The organism is Acidobacterium capsulatum ATCC 51196, from assembly GCF_000022565.1.
In the GTDB taxonomy this organism is placed as follows: domain Bacteria; phylum Acidobacteriota; class Terriglobia; order Terriglobales; family Acidobacteriaceae; genus Acidobacterium; species Acidobacterium capsulatum.
This window is the reverse complement of the sequence record NC_012483.1, coordinates 1,629,421-1,647,409: the sequence shown is the minus strand read 5'-3', so window position 1 is coordinate 1,647,409 and position 17,989 is coordinate 1,629,421. Positions and strand designations below refer to the sequence as shown.

Annotated in this window: 16 protein-coding genes and 1 tRNA gene; 4 read left to right on the top strand and 13 right to left on the bottom strand. The window is 60.8% G+C overall.

Annotation, left to right across the window (positions count from 1 at the left end; genetic code table 11):
* Positions 1–340: 340 nt before the first annotated feature.
* From murQ to lipA, 6 genes are all read right to left on the bottom strand, one after another.
* On the bottom strand, positions 341–1,237 hold the full coding sequence (gene murQ, locus ACP_RS06625; RefSeq protein ID WP_015896520.1) for an N-acetylmuramic acid 6-phosphate etherase: 897 nt from the start codon (positions 1,235–1,237) through the stop codon (positions 341–343).
* Positions 1,238–1,241: 4 nt separating this feature from the next.
* Positions 1,242–2,321 (bottom strand): energy transducer TonB, encoded by a 1,080-nt coding sequence (locus ACP_RS17275; RefSeq protein WP_015896519.1) that lies wholly within the window; start codon positions 2,319–2,321, stop codon positions 1,242–1,244.
* Positions 2,322–2,374: 53 nt separating this feature from the next.
* The gene (locus tag ACP_RS06615; RefSeq protein WP_041839369.1) at positions 2,375–3,463 is read right to left on the bottom strand and encodes an energy transducer TonB; all 1,089 of its coding nucleotides are present in this window, start codon (positions 3,461–3,463) and stop codon (positions 2,375–2,377) included.
* Between the two features lie 22 nt (positions 3,464–3,485).
* On the bottom strand, positions 3,486–4,163 hold the full coding sequence (gene rsfS, locus ACP_RS17270) for a ribosome silencing factor (protein ID WP_015896518.1): 678 nt from the start codon (positions 4,161–4,163) through the stop codon (positions 3,486–3,488).
* 263 nt (positions 4,164–4,426) lie between these two features.
* Complete coding sequence (nadD, locus tag ACP_RS06605; RefSeq protein WP_015896516.1) at positions 4,427–5,149, bottom strand: nicotinate (nicotinamide) nucleotide adenylyltransferase; 723 nt, start codon at positions 5,147–5,149, stop codon at positions 4,427–4,429.
* Positions 5,150–5,207: 58 nt separating this feature from the next.
* Positions 5,208–6,122 (bottom strand): lipoyl synthase, encoded by a 915-nt coding sequence (gene lipA / locus ACP_RS06600; protein ID WP_041839368.1) that lies wholly within the window; start codon positions 6,120–6,122, stop codon positions 5,208–5,210.
* Between the two features lie 902 nt (positions 6,123–7,024).
* Here lipA and ACP_RS06595 point away from each other — a divergent pair.
* Positions 7,025–7,864 carry a DUF1003 domain-containing protein gene (locus ACP_RS06595; protein WP_015896512.1) on the top strand — a complete coding sequence of 280 codons (840 nt, stop codon included), beginning with the start codon at positions 7,025–7,027 and terminating at the stop codon, positions 7,862–7,864.
* An 86-nt stretch (positions 7,865–7,950) separates the two neighbouring features.
* Here the strand turns inward: ACP_RS06595 and purN are convergent, their stop codons facing one another.
* The 7 genes from purN to ACP_RS06560 form a co-directional block, all read right to left on the bottom strand.
* Positions 7,951–8,556, bottom strand: coding sequence for a phosphoribosylglycinamide formyltransferase (gene purN / locus ACP_RS06590; protein WP_015896511.1), 606 nt, complete (start codon positions 8,554–8,556; stop codon positions 7,951–7,953).
* Between the two features lie 34 nt (positions 8,557–8,590).
* Positions 8,591–9,289, bottom strand: coding sequence for a Fic family protein (locus ACP_RS06585; RefSeq protein WP_015896510.1), 699 nt, complete (start codon positions 9,287–9,289; stop codon positions 8,591–8,593).
* The gene (locus ACP_RS06580; protein WP_015896509.1) at positions 9,286–9,468 is read right to left on the bottom strand and encodes a hypothetical protein; all 183 of its coding nucleotides are present in this window, start codon (positions 9,466–9,468) and stop codon (positions 9,286–9,288) included. Before ACP_RS06580 ends, ACP_RS06585 begins: the two co-directional genes overlap by 4 nt.
* A 100-nt stretch (positions 9,469–9,568) precedes the next feature.
* Positions 9,569–10,645, bottom strand: a complete 1,077-nt coding sequence (gene purM / locus ACP_RS06575; protein WP_015896508.1) for a phosphoribosylformylglycinamidine cyclo-ligase — start codon at positions 10,643–10,645, stop codon at positions 9,569–9,571.
* Between the two features lie 121 nt (positions 10,646–10,766).
* Positions 10,767–11,522, bottom strand: a complete 756-nt coding sequence (locus ACP_RS06570; RefSeq protein ID WP_015896507.1) for a 3-keto-disaccharide hydrolase — start codon at positions 11,520–11,522, stop codon at positions 10,767–10,769.
* Between the two features lie 250 nt (positions 11,523–11,772).
* Positions 11,773–12,531: an ABC transporter ATP-binding protein gene (locus tag ACP_RS06565; RefSeq protein WP_041839367.1), complete on the bottom strand. Its 759-nt coding sequence runs from the start codon at positions 12,529–12,531 to the stop codon at positions 11,773–11,775.
* 40 nt (positions 12,532–12,571) lie between these two features.
* Entirely contained in the window at positions 12,572–13,945 is a 1,374-nt protein-coding gene (locus ACP_RS06560) for an efflux RND transporter periplasmic adaptor subunit (protein ID WP_015896505.1), read from the bottom strand.
* Between the two features lie 257 nt (positions 13,946–14,202).
* Here ACP_RS06560 and ACP_RS06555 point away from each other — a divergent pair, with 257 nt between their 5' ends.
* From ACP_RS06555 to ACP_RS06545, 3 genes are all read left to right on the top strand, one after another.
* A complete protein-coding gene (locus ACP_RS06555) occupies positions 14,203–15,945 on the top strand; it encodes a GWxTD domain-containing protein (RefSeq protein WP_015896504.1) in 1,743 nt (580 codons plus the stop codon).
* Between the two features lie 88 nt (positions 15,946–16,033).
* On the top strand, positions 16,034–17,734 hold the full coding sequence (locus ACP_RS06550; RefSeq protein ID WP_148215068.1) for a carboxypeptidase-like regulatory domain-containing protein: 1,701 nt from the start codon (positions 16,034–16,036) through the stop codon (positions 17,732–17,734).
* A gap of 84 nt (positions 17,735–17,818) precedes the next feature.
* Positions 17,819–17,894 (top strand) — tRNA-Lys (locus ACP_RS06545).
* The last annotated feature ends 95 nt before the right edge of the window (positions 17,895–17,989 follow it).

The following is a 17,989-nucleotide window of genomic DNA, read 5'->3' as shown; positions in this document are numbered from 1 at the left end:
ACACACCCCACGGCCGGGTGCCCCATGCCGGGCCCCATCGACAGGTCTTCGTCGATGGGGTGGATACAAGCCCGGTGTTGGCTTGTGTGGGGTAGTTCCTTCAAGTGCCGGGTGCCCCAGGTCCGTCCGTTCGGACCTGGGATCCCAAATCGCCCCCTAACCCGTTGTCATCCCGACCGTCTCCCCTCCGTTGTCATCCCGGCCGAACGAAGCAAGTGGAGGGACCTGCATCCCTCCACCGTCAAACAGCACCCCAAGCCTGAAGGGTACGGGCTTCAGCCCGTACATCAACCGCACAAAGAAGAAAAAGGGGCTTCAGCCCCTGAGGCAGAAACCCTCGCTACCTTCGCAGCGCCGCGCGCAAGCTCCCCCGCGCCGCATCCAGCCGCGCTTGAGCCTCTGCGCGATTCCCGCCCAGCCGATGCATCAGCACGGCCACGCGCACCGATCCTGCCTCTTCCAGCAGAGCCTCGGCACTCTTCGCATCCAGCCCCGTCAGCGAAGCGATGATGCGCGCCGCGCGATCACGCAGCTTGGTGTTGGTCGGCTGCACATTCACCATCAGGTTGCCGTACACATACCCCAGCCGCACCATTACGCCGGTGGAAATCATATTCAGCACCAGCTTGGTCGCCGTGCCTGCCTTCATGCGCGTCGAGCCTGTCACCAGCTCCGCCCCGGTCACCGCCGTCAGCGCCAGGTCGCCCGCCCGCGCCACTGGCGACTCCGCCACGCAGCTCAGCCCCACCGTGAACGCGCCCATCCCGCGCGCATACTCCATCGCGCCCAGCACATAGGGCGTGCGTCCGCTCGCCGCAATGCCCACCAGCGTATCCCGTGCCGTGAATCCGCGCGCCTTCAAATCATCGCGGCCCATCTCGGCGCTATCCTCCGCGCCTTCCACTGAGGTGCGCAGCGCACCATCGCCGCCCGCAATCAGGCCCTGCACCATCTCCGGCGGCGTGTTGTACGTCGGCGGACACTCCGACGCATCCAGCACCCCCAGCCGCCCCGAAGTTCCCGCGCCCATATAAAACAGCCGGCCGCCCGCGCGCAGCCGCGCCGCAATCGTATCAATCGCAGTTGCAATTTGCGGCAGAATGCGCCCTACCGCTGCCAGCGCCTCGCCGTCGCCCGCATGCAGCAGCTCCACCATCTCCGGCGTCGCCAGCTCATCCAGCCGCTCACTCGCCGCATGCCGTGCCTCGGTGCTGATCTCAGAAAGATGCTTCGTCATCGCTCTAGTTGCCCAGTCGATAGATCACGTGGATCTCGGTTTCCACGCTTACCGGATGGCCACCTATAAGATACGGCTTGTATTGCCATGTCTTCACGGCCGCCAATGCGGATGATGCGAGCAGCTTTGAGGGTGCCGAGACCGCAATCAGACTATGAATGCGCCCGTCCGAGCCAATGATCGCGTGTAACACTACCTTTCCTTCTTGATGATTCAGTTTGGCGTCGAGAGGGTAAATTGGATTATTCCCACCAATTCGCCTCCCAGCAATCACTTTGCCTTGCAGCAAAACCTTGTGCGAAGGCAACTCCTCAACTTGGATAGCTCCCGCAGGCGGGTCAAACATACTCTCCGGCCAGCGCTCCGTGGTTTCACCCGAAAGCAAATGCACCGTCATCTGCTTCTTGCCGTCGTCAAACAGGGTTACATCTTCGGGAAGATATCTTCCATCGAGAGACGCGATCTGCATGATCTCATAGACACCCTGACCAAACGAGCCTGCAAGACGCAACATCGGGTGATCTTTTTCAAAGCAATAAGTTGGAAAGACCGGATCGAGCGTATGTCCAGCTTCCGTGTCCAGACCCTTTGCAATTTGCTCTACGCAATTCAGGTCCGCCTTGCCAAGCTTTTCCATCTTGTAGTGAAGATGCAGGCCATCCTCGGTGGGGTCCTTCGGGAAAGGATGCAGATAAATGTTCTCGATCACATTTGCGAAATAGGGAAGCGATACAGCGCCTTCAATAAACTTTCCCTTTGCATTTACCTGGGACTCCTGGCGCAGCCCCTGTCCTTCAAAGTGCCGTACGTACTCGCTTGGGCTATTCCACCATTCCTCAAAAGTGCCTTGTTGTGACGGATTCCCCTTGGCATCGTAAGTCTGGTACGCAACCTTGATGTGCCAGGGCTTCAGCCCCGCGCCCGCCAGCCCATTCGTCTGCGCCGCCAGTTGCATCAGCGCAGCCGGATCAGTCGGCATGGGGGCAGAACTCGCTGCAGCCGGTGTCTGCGCTTCACACGGCAATGCGCCGCCTGCAACCGCTGCCAGCAACGAACAAAAGAGCAACTTCCCGAGCGTCTTCATGAGAGTGCCCTCATGCTAACAAAGTCTTCCCGCACTCCAGCAAGCCCTCCGCGTCACTCGCCCAGTTGTTTCTCAAAGTTCAGCCAGATACGCGCCCGCACCGGCGCCGCCACGCCATCCACCATAAACGGCCGGAAGCGCCACTGCTTCAGCTCCTTCGTCACCATATCCACAATCTCAGGAGCGTTGTCCCCAATCACGCGCACGTCGCTCACCTTGCCATCGGTGCCAATCGTCACCGCATAGGCCAGGCTCTCCATCCCGTTCTCCATGCGGCTGTTGATCGCCGCCTGTGAGAGCATCGGCCTTGAGATCGCATGCGCATCCAGCGCATGCCCCGTGCTCATATACAGCACCGCCGTCTCCGGCCTCGGCCCCGGCACGGCCTGCGCCGCCGGAGTCAGCACCCCCTCCGGCAGCTTCGCATAGATGCGTCCTCCCACCAGCCGCGCGCTCAAAAACGGCATCCGCCCCACGCGCGCCACAAACTCCCCCGGCAGATACTGCGCGCGCAGCGCCGCCAGCGCGCGATACACAATCCGCTCGCCATCTTCGGTATCCGCCATGCGCAGCACCGGCTGGCTTGAGTCAAAGCAATATTGAGGATTGATCGGGTCCGGATCCTCCGGCGCCGGATGCGCCAGATTCAGTTCCACGCAAGGGAACTGCACCGAGTTCGGCAGCAGCATCACTCTGCGCCACAACTCATAGCCATCCGTGTTCATCCTTGGCGGAATCGGCTCCATCATCCACCGGTACACCAGCCGCTCGGCCATCGGCAGATTCGGGTCGCCGATCGAGTAGCTCCCCTTCGGCGTCACCCACGCGTCCAGGTGATAGCCCGGCCGCGAAAAACGCATCCGGTAATCATCCGGCCCGGCCCACCATTCCTGAAAAACACCAGCCTCCGTGCGCAATCCCTGCGCATCGTAAAGCTGGTAGTCGATGGTGATCGTCCAGTTCCGCAGCCCTGAGAGCGCCAGCCCGTCTGACCGCGCGCCCAGCGCCAGCAGCGCTTTCGGATCGCGCGCCAGAGCCGTCGCTCCCGACGCATCCGCTCTCGATGCATTCGCCACCCGCTGCCCCGCACCCGCCGCGCAGGGCAGCAGCAGCATGGCGATGCACAACAGGCGGCGCATCATCAGAACCACCGGCCGGCTGCCCTTACCGCTTCGCTGCTTTTTTCGTGGCCTTCTTCGCCGGCGTTTTCTTCACGGCCGCCTTCTTCGCTGGAGCCTTGGCTACAGCCTTCTTCACGGCTGCCTTCTTCGCCACCGCTTTCTTGACAACAGCTTTCTTGGCGACAGCCTTCTTCACCGGAGCCTTCACCGGAGCCTTCACCGCAGGCTTCTTCGTGGCAGCCTTCTTTGCCGCTGTCTTCTTGGCCGCAGGCGCAGCCGCCTTCTTCGCCGCAGGTGCAGTGACCTTCTTCGCCGGAGCTTTCTTCCGCGCTGCCAGCGTCTTCTTCGTCAGTGCGCGCTTCAGCTCATCCAGATCCACCTGCGTCGCGGACTTGCGCAGCCGCTCAATGTCATAAAACGCGCGCTTCTCGGCCAGAAAGATGTGCACCACAAAGTCCACATAGTCCAGCAGAATCCACTCGCCCTGCTTGCGTCCTTCCACCGAGTTGGCATACTGGCCAAACTCGCGCTTCAGTCGCAGCTCAATCTCGTCGGCAATCGCGACGCTCTGGCGGTCGTTGGTTGTGCTCGTGATGACGAAGAAATCCGTGAAGCCTGAATCCGCCGGATCGAGCTCCAGCACCCGCGTATCTTCGCCTTTCTTCTCATCACAAATTGCGGCTGCGGTAAGCACCATCTGGCGCGTCTCTTGGGTGGGCATGCTTGGCTTTGGTTCTCCTTGTCGGTTATCGTAGCGCTTCTCTTCGCGCAGTGTCTTGCTCAATCTCGGCCCGGTATTCTCGCAAAGCTTTGGGTGCGCCATTCAAGCCCGGTTTTGGCTTGAGTGGGTCTTTCCTTTCCTGAACCAGACCGGCCAGGGGTGCGCCACCATTGCGCAGCAAGGCAGGCCAACCATCCTTACTGAAGGGTACGGGCTTTAGCCCGTACATAAAAGCACCCTAAAGAAACAGGGACCATCGCCCCTCAATCCCGGTACAACCCATGCGCCCGGATATACCCGAGCACCGCCCCATCCAGAAACTCCGGAGCCGCTCCCGGCCTTCGCAGCGCCTCGCGCAGCTCCGTCGCCGAAATATCCTCGCTCAAATCCGGCAGCAGATACAGCCTGGACTGCCTCTCCTGCTCACCCCGCAGCCCCAGCGTCAGCAGCCCCGCCTCGCGATTCTCCTCCGCCGCCACTGAAATCGACTCCGGCAGCGCCTGCGCAATCCGGCTCAAATCAAATCCCGGCCGCGCCCCAATCACAAACGGATACCGCATCAGCAGCTCCTCGGCGCAATACCACTGTTGAATCGTCAAAAACGCATCCGCCCCGCAAATCACAAACACCTGCGCGCTCGGCGGCAGCTCAGTTTCCAGTTCCCGCAGCGTCTCCAGCATGTAGTTCGGCTTGCCATCCGCCCGGGGAGCGTCCGCATCGCTCAGCTCCATCCCCGGCTCGCCGCCCAGCGCCAGCCGCGTCATCGCCAGCCGGTCGCTGTAAGGCGTCGCCTGCCGGTCTCGCTTCAGCGGTTGCGCCGCTACCGGAGCCACCAGCACCTTATCCAGCCCGAGCGTCTGCATCGCCAGCCGTGCCAGCGCTACATGCCCGCGATGCGGCGGATCGAAGGTTCCCCCAAAGAATCCAACCCGGGTTCCCCCAAAAAATCCAACGCGTGCAGGCCCGCTCTGTTTCGATGGAGCCATCGGTGTGCTCAAGCGGGCTTACTCCTGAGAACAGCAGGGTCAACAACAGGGCAGGGAATCAGACCAGGCGCACCGTCGCCGAATCCGCCTGCTCATGCGCATGATACGACGACCGCACCAGCGGACCGCTCTCCACATGCCGAAAGCCCATCCGCAGTGCCTCTTCCTTCATCGACGCAAACTCTTCCGGCGTGTAATACCGCGTCATCGGCAGGTGATCCTTCGACGGCCGCAGATACTGCCCGATCGTCAGCACATCCGTGCCCACCCGCGCCAGATCGCGATACACATCGAGCAGCTCATGCATCTCTTCGCCCAGCCCAACCATCACGCCCGACTTGGTCACAACGGTTGAGTCCAGTTCCTTGGCATACTCCAGCAGCCGCAGCGTGCGCTCATAGCGCGCGCCCGAGCGCACCGCGCGATACAGCCGCGGAACCGATTCCGTATTGTGATTCAGAATCTCCGGATGCGCATCCACCACAATCCTGATCGCCTCTTCGCTGCCCTGAAAATCCGGCACCAGCACTTCCACCTGGCATTCGGGAGCCTGCTTGCGAATCTCCTCAATCACCATGGCAAAGGCGCGCGCGCCGCCCACAATGTCATCGTCGCGATTCACGCTGGTGATCACGGCAAACTTCAGGTCCAGCATGGCGACGGCCTCGGCCACGCGGCGCGGCTCATCAAAGTCAATCGGCTCGGGCTTGCCCTTGGGCACGGCGCAAAATCCGCATCGCCGCGTACACAGGTTGCCCAGCATCATGAAGGTGGCCGTGCGATGGTTCCAGCACTCTCCGATATTCGGGCAATGCGCCGACTCGCAGACCGTATGCAGATTCAGGCTTCGCGCCAGCTTCTTCAGGTCGTGATAGTTGTCGCCCATCGGCGCGCGCGCCTTCAGCCACTCCGGCTTCTGCACCGGACGCCTGGGGGCAAGGTCAATCTGAATCAGCTCAGCAGCACTGGCCATAACCCTCTATTGTAACCGGCAACCATCCCCGTGCAGAGAATCACTCTGGCGGTGCCGTTCCAACCAGTCACTCAGTTGTTGACAATTCCTCGCGATGCTCCAGGTCCGTTCGTCCCGCCACGAGAACCAGTCATTCACCCTCCTGGGTGCCCCGGGTCCGTTCGTTCGGACCCGGGATCAGAGAAGCGACGCGACCTGCGGGACCTATATCGTCGGGTACCCCACATCTCGAAGAGATGTGGGGTGACTCCTCCCCCACCGATTGATCCCAGCGGTTCACCTCAGACCATCCAGGTCGCCGGAAATTCCTCTCCAATTCGCTACCATAGAAATAAAGGCATAAAATCCAGTGCCCCTGCGCTTCAGGATCAATGTGAATCCATGTTCACATTTCCACGAATCTCCATAAGCTAAACAAAATAAATCATTTGCCGCATGCGCCAGACGCGGAAATTCCGCAATGCTGCATTGTGACCAGGACGCTAATCTCTTCGAGAAATCCCGCAAATGCAGGAAAATAAACAGCATTTTGTAAATGGAGCGCTACCCGTCGCTCCGCCTGCTCGAAAAGCGAATCCGGATTCACATTTACAGATCAATTTAACTCGTTAAAAATCAGCAGGATGTCCGGTTCTATCCGCCAGCCAACCCGCTCAAAATCAAAAACCATGCAAAAGTGAATTGACATTCACATTGTGCCTGAACCGAGTGCAAGCCAAACAAAAGAAAGCCACTTGAGCAGGTCTCCACCTCCCGATCAGCCCTCTTTTGCAAAATAATGTGAATTCCAATTCACATTATTTTTCCCGGCCAGCCGCCCCGCCTCCGCCCTGCATCTGTAATCTTTCAGAGACACATTTCTGCCGCACCAGAGCCGCTCAACGAAAGGAGATCCCCTCTGCATGCCCTGTGACTTTGAAGAACTGCGCCACGTTCCCCTCTTTGACCTGCTCGACGACGACGAACTCCGCGTCCTGGCCGCGCATGTCGATCTGCGCCGTTTCGCGCCCCGCCAGCGCATCTTCAAGGCCACTGATCCAGCCAACCACGCCTACATCGTCATGGAGGGCCGCGTCCGCCTCACCGCCATCGATGACGACCAGCAGGAGGTCGTCGTCGACGAGCCAGCGCACGGCGAGTTCTTCGGCCTCGCGTCCATGCTGGAGCAGTCGCCGCGCTACACCACCGCTACGGCGCTCGACGACGAGGTGGTCTGCGTCGAGATCGACCGCTATGACCTGCTCGAGCTCGTCACCCGCCGCCCCTCCGCTGCCATGGATATGCTCAGCGCGCAGGCCCGCCAGTTCCACACCGTGCAAAAGCTGGTGCAGAGCCGCGTCTCCCGCAACCCGAATGAGTTGATCGATGAGCGCACCACCGTCGGCGAGCGCATCGCCGACGGCGTGGCCCGCTTCGGCGGCTCGTGGTCTTTCATCATCAGCTTTGCTGTCATTCTGGTGTCCTACACCACCATCAATGTGCTGCTCAAAGGCCGCGCCTGGGACCCCTATCCCTTCATCCTGCTCAACCTGTTCCTGTCCATGCTGGCCGCCGTGCAGGCGCCGGTCATCATGATGAGCCAGAACCGCCAGGACGTGAAGGACCGCCTTCGCAGCGAACTCGACTTCGAGGTCAACCGCCGCGCCGAGAGCGAGATTCAGTCCCTCTCGCACCGCCTCAGCCTGGTCATGGACAAGATGTGCGATATGGAAGAGATGCTCCGCGACCGCAGCCAGGCCTGATCCCTCGCAGGGGCGGCAACCCGTGACCATGTCACCCCGGCCGAACGAAGAAGCCTGTATCAGGGCATGGCTTCAGCCATGCCGCCTCAGCCCTTGCGAATATACCGCCGCCCCGCCACCTCATACTCCCCGCTGACTACCTTCGCAATCGCTTCGGAGTAGGCCTCATGCTCCTCGGCCAGAATGCGCCGCGACAGCGTGGCCTCATCGTCGGCGTCCAGCACCGGAACCACCCGCTGGGTCACAATCACGCCGTGGTCCAGCTCCTCGTCCACAAAGTGGACTGTGCAGCCGGCCACCTTCACGCCGTAGGCAAACGCCTGCTCCTGCGCCTCCAGGCCCGGAAACGCCGGCAGCAGGGAAGGGTGAATGTTCAGAATTCGCTGCGGAAAGGCCTGCACAAACCCCGGCGAAAGCAGCCGCATATATCCGGCCAGAATCACCAGATCCACGCCATGCTCGCGCAGCGCCGCGATGATCGCGGCATCGTGCTCGGCCCGCTTGCGCCCATTGGCTTCGATGGCCAGCGCCGTCAGCCCGCGCTCGCGCGCCGCTGCCAGGCCTCCGGCCTCGGCCTTGTTTGAGATCACCACGGCAATCTCGCACCCGCGCAGTTCCCCGCGCGCAATGCGGTCGGCAATCGCCACAAAGTTTGATCCACGCCCCGAGAGCAGAATGCCAAGTCGCGTCATCGATGCTCCGTGTTCATTCATCAGGACAGACACCTCAGGAAGATGGGTTTTCTTTCGCGGAAGGCAGCGTTACATGACCGCCTGTGGCATGGTCGAGCACTTCCACCAGTTGCCGGGCAAGCAGTTCGGCCAACAGGTTCTCCATGGCAGAAAGATCGACAGTGCCGCGTTCAGACCAGGCTGCATCCGCGGCTTCGAGTGCCTCATAGTAAGGCTTCTTGTTCTGTGAGATCTGGTCGGGAATCGTCTGCTTGCCCGGCAGCAGGTATCCCGCTCGCAGGCAGGGAATCAAGTAAGAGGCCGCGCGTGAGGTGCGGCCATTGCCATCGGTAAAGGGATGAATCCAGTTCAGCCGCCACATCACATAGGCCGCAAGATGAATCGGAGTGCATTCCTGCCAATGGTCATTGACATAATCGCAGAGTTCTTCGATCAGCTCAGGAACGCGGTGCGCCCCGGCAGGCTGATGACGGCTGCCTTCGATCTGAATGCTGGCGGGCCGCCATGTCCCTGCATAGCTGGAGATTCCTTCCAGGGCCAGCCGATGAAGATGCAGAAGGTGTGAAGGCCGGAAGCGAAAGCGATGCTCCGGTTGCAGGTGGTACTCCACCATCTCCACCACGGCATCGAACTGGCGTAGTCCGTTGAGTGCCTCTTGGCGCGCGAGTTCGTTCTGGTCGGTCAGAAGCCTGGCATCTTCTGCCTGGCTGTGTCGCGCGTCCGGCGGCTTCACTCCTGCTCGTCCTTCGCCGGAAGAGAGTCTGCCTGCTGGTCGATCGTCCGCCGGGTGATGAGGGGATTCTCAATGTGCGTATTGCCATACGCAAAGCTCCGCCTCTGCGCCTCGCGATCTTCCGCCGAGAACTCCCTGAGGCGTGCGGCCTCCAGCAACTTTTCTACATAAGTTGGCATGGCGTATCCCTCCCTCTTTTATTCGACTCCTGTAGAGAATAGCGCGCTTCAAAAGTGCGGAAAAGCAAGGAGCATCTGAAAGCTATATCGACATCCTGCCCTACTGGTAGATCACCCGCCGCTCGCCCTTCACAATGCGGCCAATCTGGTAAAACTTCTCGCCCGCGCGGTCAAACAGCGACTTCAGCCGCTTGTACTTCTCCGGCGGAATCACCGCGATCAGTCCGATGCCCATGTTGAACGTGCGCATCAGCTCATCCTGGTCCACCTCGCCCAACTCGCGCAGGTGCTCAAACAGCGGCAGCACCGGCCAGCTTCCCAGCTCAATCTGCGCGGCAAGCCCCTTCGGCAGAATGCGCGGCAGGTTCTCCGTAATGCCGCCGCCCGTGATGTGTGCCATGCCCGTCGTGTAGCCGCCCGCCGTCAGCTTGCGAATCACCGGCAGATAGCTGCGGTGAATCTTCATCAGCGACGCGCCCACCTTGTCCTTCAGCGCCGGAACGTACTGCCCCGGCTCATAGCCCGCCACCTCAAAGAGCAGCTTCCGCGCCAGCGAATAGCCATTCGTGTGCAGCCCCGTCGAAGGAAAGCCGATCAGCACGTCGCCGTTCTGGATGTTCTTGCCCGTGATGATCTTCTCGCGCTCCACCACGCCTACAATGAAGCCGGCCAGGTCATACTCGCCATCGGCATAAAAGCCCGGCATCTGTGCCGTCTCGCCGCCAATCAGCGCCGCGCCATTGGCCTTGCAGGCTTCGGCCAGGCCCTGCACCACCTTCTCGATCACTTCGTTTTCGAGCCGGCCCGTCGCCAGATAGTCCAGAAAGAACAGCGGCGTCGCGCCCTGCACGGCAATGTCGTTGACGCAGTGGTTCACCAGGTCCGCGCCTACTGTGTGGTGAATGCCGAGCTGAAAGGCCAGCTTCAGCTTCGTGCCCACGCCATCGGCAGAGGACACCAGCACCGGCTGCTCATACTTGCCGTCCAGCTTGAAGAGGCCGCCAAAGCCGCCAATGTCGCTCAGCACATTGCGGCTGAAGGTCTTCTGCGCCAGAAACTTGATGCGCTCCTTGGCGCGATCGCCTTCTGAGATGTTGACGCCCGCATCGGCATAGGTGACCTTGCGAGACTTCTTGACGGCGGACGGCGTAGCGGGGGCGGATTCTTTAGCAGGCAATGTGGGCTTCCAGGATGGGAGATCGAACGTTCATTTTAGCAAGGAAGCACCGCGCAAAAGATTGGGGAATTGCTGCCCCGGGCCGGAAATTCCTTTCCCGGGGCAGCTTCGGGTCATCTGTTTACAGTTTCCGAATCATGATATTGCGAAACCACAGCTTCACCTCTGACTTGCCCTTCACCTCGCTGCCCTGCAGGGAGATGTGGCCCTCCGGGTAACCGGCAAAGCCCGGCCAGCCCGCAAATTTGCTGTGCGCCACCAGGTTTTTCCACGCCGCATCGCCGATCTGCGTATCCACCACCTTGTGCCCGTCGGTAAAGAACTGCACGTGGTTGTTGTAGACCTTGATCTCGTAGTTGTTCCACTGCCCGGCCGGCTTCACCCACTCATAGGGATCGGCAATCAGCCCGAACATATCGCCGGAGCGCTCATAGAGCGTGCGGCTGTCCGGCACCGTGCAGGCGTAGTCGGCAATCTGCATCTCCGGGCCGGTCTGGTAGGGCTGCTGATACTTCGCCGACTCATGCACGTGAAACATGATGCCGCTGTCCACGCACGGTTCAGCCTTCCACTCGACCCTCAGGTCAAAGTTGCCGTACTCGCCGTTCGTCGTCAGGTCGGCGGAGTTGGCCTGGTTCTCGCCCTTCGCCTTCTTCAGCCGGATTGCGCCATGGTCAATCGTCCAGTCCTTGCCGACGCCTTTCTGGCCAAAGGAGTGCCACCCGTCAAAATTCTTCCCGTTAAAGAGCAGTTGCCAGCCCTGCTGCTTCTGCTGGGCCGTGAGCGTGTTGGGCGCACTCTGCGCATAGGCAAAGGAGGAAAGCAGGCACCCGCCCAGCAGGGCAGGCGCAAGGCGAAAGAACAATCGTGGCATCATTCGGTCGTGTCCTTGAGGTTAGGGGAGGGTTGAGGGAGGAATTGCAGAACCGCTGCGCCGCGCGCAAAACTTCGCGGACAAAGATTAAGACGCAGAAAGGGAAGTCCAGGACCCCAAAGACACACAGCGCCCCCCAAAGAACGCGCCGCGCTGCGACGAGTTGCCGCGAAGCGCCTTCCCTCATCCTGCGCACAAACAGCACAGCGGAAGCATCCGCTTCCGCTGTGCTGTTTCAAGATGTCCGGCTCTCTCAGGCGTGCTGCATCCGGCTTGAGGGCTGGTCTGAGAATATCTTTCCGTCGCGAATGTGCACCACGCGATGCGCATACTCGGCAATGTCGGGCTCGTGCGTCACCAGCACAATCGTGTTGCCCTGCCGGTGCAGCTCATCAAACAGCGCCATGATCTCCACGCCGGTCTTCGAGTCGAGGTTGCCGGTCGGCTCGTCGGCCAGAATGATCGAGGGATTGTTGATCAGCGCGCGCGCAATGGCCACACGCTGGCGCTGGCCGCCCGACAGTTCGTTGGGCTTGTGGTGCATGCGCGTGCCCAGGTTCACGGCTTCGAGCGCCTTCTGTGCGCGGTCCAGCCGCTCGGCCGCCGGGGTGCCGTTATAGATCAGCGGCAGCTCCACATTGTGCAGGGCCGAGGCGCGCGCCAGCAGGTTAAAGGTCTGAAAGACAAACCCAATCTCCTTGTTCCGGATGCGCGCCAGCTCATCATCATTCAGCTCGCTCACCAGGTGGCCGTTGAGCCAGTAGTTGCCTTCGGTCGGCGTATCCAGGCAGCCGATCAGGTTCATCAGGGTGGACTTGCCCGAGCCCGAGGGGCCCATGATGGCCACATACTCATTGCGGCGAATCCGCAGCGTGACGCCCTGCAGCGCATGCACCTGCTGCTCCACGCCCATCTGGTAGGTCTTCCACAGGTTATCGACCACGATGATTTCATCGGCGCCGGGCCTCTGCGGGGTGGTCTGTGGATTCGCTATGCCAAGATCTGTTGCCATGTGTACTCCTGCCATCGGTGAGCGTCTCTCGGGCTCGTTGCTAATTGCTGCTGCTGGTCGTGGTCGTGGTTGCGAGGCCCGTCTTTTCCCGTTGGATGAGATCCCCGTTCTTCAGGGTTCGCAGCACGCTGTAGGGGCCGATCACGATTTCCTGTCCCGGCTTCAGTCCGCTCATCACCTGGATGTCCGTGGTGCCGGTGATCCCGGTCTTGACCGCGACATAATGCACCTTCGGTTTGGCTCCCGGGCTGACCACAAATACGCCCTGAATCTGTGGCTCCGTGCTGGCCGTCGTGGTATCGGCGGCATTCTTCGAGGCCGTCTTTTCCAGGCTGCTCTGGGTGCGCATGGTCAGCGCCTGAATCGGAATCGCCACCACATTCGGCTGCGTGGCCGTCGTGATCTTGGCCGTGCAGGAGAGGCCCGGCTTCAAGTCCTTGTTGGGATGGTCGAGCGTAATGACCACCTTGAAGTCCTTGGCTTCCTGCGTGCCTGACGTGGACTGGCTCGTCGAAACGCCCGTCGAGCGCAGCAGCGCCTGGTCGCCCACCTCGGTTACGTGCCCCGCAAAGGACTCGCCCGGCAGCGCATCCACCGTCACCTGCGCCGGCTGGCCGATGGCGACATTAATAATGTCGTCTTCGTCTACCATCACCTCGGCCGTCACCGTGCTCATGTTGGCAATGGTCATCAGCGTCGAGCCTTCGGCGTTCTGAATGCCTTCTACCACCGTTTCGCCCTTGCGCACCGGCAGGTTGGTCACAATGCCGTCAAAGGGAGCAATGGCGAGCGTTTTGTTGAGCTGATCCTGGTTGGACTTGAGCGTCGCCTGCTGCGTCCGCAACTGCGCTTCAGCCGCGGCCGTCTGGGCCTTGTTCTGGGTCAGCCCGGCCTTGGCCTGGGCCAGCGAGGCTACATCGGCGAAGTAGGTCGCCTTGTCGGTCTCAAAATCCTGGCGCGACATCACCTGCGCCTTGTAGAGGGCCTGTGCCCGCTTGTATTCGGATCCAGCCTGGGTCAACTGGGCCTGGGCATGCTCAATGTTGGCCTGCGCGGTCGCCTGCGCGGCCAGGTCGGCGGCTACGGTGCGCTGGGCTGCGGCAATGGCGGCCTTTTGTCCGGCCACCGCGGCCGTCTGCTGAACGTTGTCAATGGTGGCTACCACTTCGCCCGCATGTACCCGCTCACCTTCCTTTACATAGAGGTTGGTGATGGGGCCGAACGCGGTTGCACCCAGGTTGACATACTCTTTTGGCTTGATTTGCCCGGTGGCGCTCACCGTCGAGGTCAGATCCTCCCGCACCACCTTGCCGGTCAGCACCTTGGTGCCGCCCGCGTGCGCGCGAACAATCGTCAAGGCCACAATGCCGCCAAGAACCAGGACAACAACAACAACCAGAAGAACCTTCTTCATGCGTCTCTTTCCTGCCGCGTTCGTAAGGCACAGACAGGGGTTTCCTGTCCGGTTACGCTGCGTTACGTAGCCTCATGGTCAAAAGTTCCAGAAAACCAATGAGGAAAGGGTGGAATTAAAGTCACACCATGATAGCAATGGTGGAGCGTAAAATCTGACCGGAAAACCGCTTTCGGGTTGCCTGGCCAAAACCATTTTCTTGAAAGCCCCGGAGACCGGCTCGTACAATAGGGGAATCGTTGAGGAGTAGTTGCATTATGTCGCAGTGCCGTATTTCGATGTTGCTGTTGGCCACGCTTGCCGGCGCGAGCTCCGCGCCCTGTCTGTACGCGCAGCCTTCACACAGAGACCGGGACCGGAATCAGGCTCAGTCCGCACAAGATGCTTCCCAGAATTCGCAGGACGACCAGAATCCGTTGAAGCGGCAGTTGCCCGACAGCGTGCGCCGGAAGCAGCAAAAAGAGTATCGCGAAGAGCTCAAGGGCCCCTACAAGAAGTGGCTGAATGAGACCGTTCGCTGGATCATCACCGACAAGGAACGCCGGGCCTTCAAGGCGCTCACCAATGATGAAGAGCGCGATGCCTTCATTGAGAACTTCTGGGCCCGCCGCAATCCTGATCCCGGCTCGCCCTATAACTCCTATCGCGAAGAGATCTACCGCCGCATCGCCTATTCCAACTCTCACTTCTCTGACGGTGAGCCCGGCTGGATGACCGACCGCGGCATGATCTATATCAAGTACGGCAAGCCCGACAGCATTGAGTCGCACCCCAGCGGCGGCACCTACAACCGTCCCATCTCCGAGGGCGGCGGCCAGACGGACACCTATCCGTTTGAGGACTGGCATTACCGCTACATCGCGGGCATCGGCGAAAATGTCAACATTGAGTTCGTCGATCAGTGCATGTGCGGCAACTATGTCATGACCATCAACCGTGCCGCCAAAGACGCGCTGCTGCACGTGCCCGGCGCCGGCGAAACCCTGTATGAGCAGATGGGCATGGCCAAGAAGGCGGACCGCTTCCGCGGCGGCCTTGAGCAGCTCGGCCCCGGCCCCATGTCCGCCGAGAATGGCAGCAAGGAATTCGACCGCCTCGAGCAGTACGCCAAGCTCGAAGCCCCGCCCGTGGTCAAGTTCAAAGACCTGCAGGACTTCATCACGACGCACAAGGTGCTCAGCGGTCCGTTCTTCCCCTTTGATGTCCAGACCGACTTCGTGAAGATCACCGATAACACCGTGCTGGTGCCCATCACCCTGCAGATCAAGCAGGGCGACATCACCTTCAAGACCACCAATGGCGTCTCCAAAGGTCTGGTCAACATCTTCGGGCAGGTTTCCACCATCACCGACAAGGTGGTCACGACCTTTGAAGACACGGTCGAAGTCGAGGAACCCTCCGAGCTGCTGCCGCAAACGCTCAACCATTCCTCGCTGTATTGGAAGGCTCTGCCGCTGCGTCCCGGCCGTTATCGCATCGATATCGCCATTAAGGACGTCAACAATCCTGATCACGTCGGCACCTGGGCCGAGGCCATCACCGTGCCCGAGTACAACGACAACAGCCTCTCCACCTCATCGCTCATTCTGGCCGACAAAATGGAGCGCGTGCCCGACAAGGACATCGGTACCGGCGCCTTCACGATCGGCAGCACGTTCATCCGCCCGCGCGTCATGGCTCGCGCTTCCATGCCGGCCAGCTTCCACCGCACTCAGAACCTGAACTTCTGGATGCAGGTCTACAACCTCGGCATCAATGAGAAGACCAAGCGGAACGACGCGACCATCAACTATCAGATCATCGACACCAAAACCAACAAGGTGCTGCTGGATACCTCGCAGAAGTCCGCGGATATTTCCTCGAACTCAGACGAGTTGACGCTCGAAAAGCGCCTCCCCCTGGCCAGTCTGCAACCCGGCAAGTACAAGGTCAAAATCACGGTCCACGACGCCATCTCCGGGCAGGAAATCGCCCAATCCGCACCCTTTGTCGTAGACTAATGCCACACCGGCCAGGCGGCCGTCAGAGCCGCTGGCCGTCGCTTTGATTGCAGGACTCCTCGGCCAGGGAGCAAATTGAAAGCAAGAAGTGATTCGACGTTTGTTCATTCCCGGAACCGCGATGCTGCTGCTTGCAATTTCGGCGAGCGCGCAGACGCATCCTGCAACGCCTGAAGCTTACGTCTCAGGGGTAGTGCGTAACAGCCAGGGAGCGCCCGAGTCTGGCGCGCTGGTGGAGTTGATGCGCCCTGACCAGAAGATTGTGGCCGAAATGGCGACGGATACGCACGGCCATTATGCGCTGCACCATATCCCCTCGGGCACTTATGAGCTGCGCGCCACCAGTCCGCTCTTTCTGCCTACCATTCGCGAAAATCTTGAACTGGCCGCCAGCACCCGCGTCGTCGTCAATCTCACGCTGAACACGCTCTACGAGGCATTCCGCTGGCTGCCTGCCGAGCCCCGCAAAGCCGGGGAGCCGCCCGATGACTGGACCTGGACGTTGCGTCTTTCCGCCGACCGGCCCCTGCTGCGTATGCTGCAGAATGGCCCACTGGTCGTCGTGACTGATTCGAACGGCAACCGCACCCTCAAGGCGCGTGTCACGCTGCGCGGAGGCGACAGCCGCTTTGGCGACGGCGGCGTGCATCAGGACTTCGAACTTGCCCGCAGCCTCGACGGCTCGCGCGGGCTCGTACTGCGCGCCGACCTCGCAGACCCTGTCGAGACCGATAGCCCCGCCGTCAGAATGGTCGCCGGCTACGAGCACCGGCTCGCCTTTGGCAACTCCTTCCGCACGGTCGGCATTGTGGAAGACCATCCAGGCATCGCGGGCGGCGCAGTGCAGGGGCTGAATTCCTTTGCTCTGCGAAATGCCGAAACGCTCAACCTGATGCCGGGCGTCGAGGCCCAGGTGGGCGACCAGGTTCTGGGTTTTCATTCCACCAGCACGACGGTGGGCAATTATCCTTTCGCGCTGCTGATGGTGCAGTCCGGCCACACGCGCTACTCCTACTCTGTGGCTACGAGCCCCGACGCGCAGAGCGCCGGCATGGTGGATGAGGAGACGAATCTCTCCGCCGCGGCCACCGAGCTCAATGGCCAACTGGTCACCGAGCATGGCCTGCACCAGCAGTTCACCATCAGCCACGGCACAGACGGAAGCGGTCGTGCCATGAGCGTGAGCGTCTATCACGATCAGATCGACAACCCCATTGTGAATGGCGGCGGCGCGCCCACGAATGCGGACCTGAACTCCGGCAATCTGCTCTTTGATCCGGTTGCCGGGCAGTTGAGCGCTGCCGGCCAAAGCTACAGCGCCACCGGCATCGTGGCGGAGATTCGCAATCCCATGGGGGCCAATCTGCGCCTGACCGTCGATGCCGCCACGGGCGAAGCGCTCGCCGCGGCCAGCCAGATGGCCGAGCCGGTGTCTTTCTCCGCGCCGCTTGAGCAGATGCATCCTGAGGCGGCCGAGATGGTCGCCATCTCCGCCGCCGGGCGTGTGGACCGCACCGGCACCGCATGGCGCGCGGCCTACCGCTGGCAGACCGCCGGCACCCTGACGCCGGTTGCGCCCTTTGCTACGGCGCTGCCTGATGCGTATCTGAGCCTTTATCTGCGCCAGCCCATTCACTGCCGCATGCTGCCCAATGGAATGGAGGCGCTGGTGGACGTGCGTAACCTGCTCGCCGAGGGCTATCGGCCCTTCCTCAGCAGCGATGGCAGCCAGTTGTATTTCGCTCAGCTCAGCCGCTCGATTGAAGGCGGACTTTCCTTCTCCTTCTGAGGCGGATACACCGCAATCTTGTGATATAAAAATGAGGGAGCGAGTTCTTCGCTTCTTCCTTCCGCGGGCATCTCCGCAAACAGTGGACGCGTAGCTCAACTGGCAGAGCATTCGACTCTTAATCGACAGGTTGTAGGTTCGATTCCTACCGCGTCCACCATTAAATCAACATTTCAACACTCTTTTCTGTGTCTCTCACCTTGCAGGGGCTGGAGATCTGCATGTGTCTTTCCGTTGTCTGGAAAGGGATTCTAT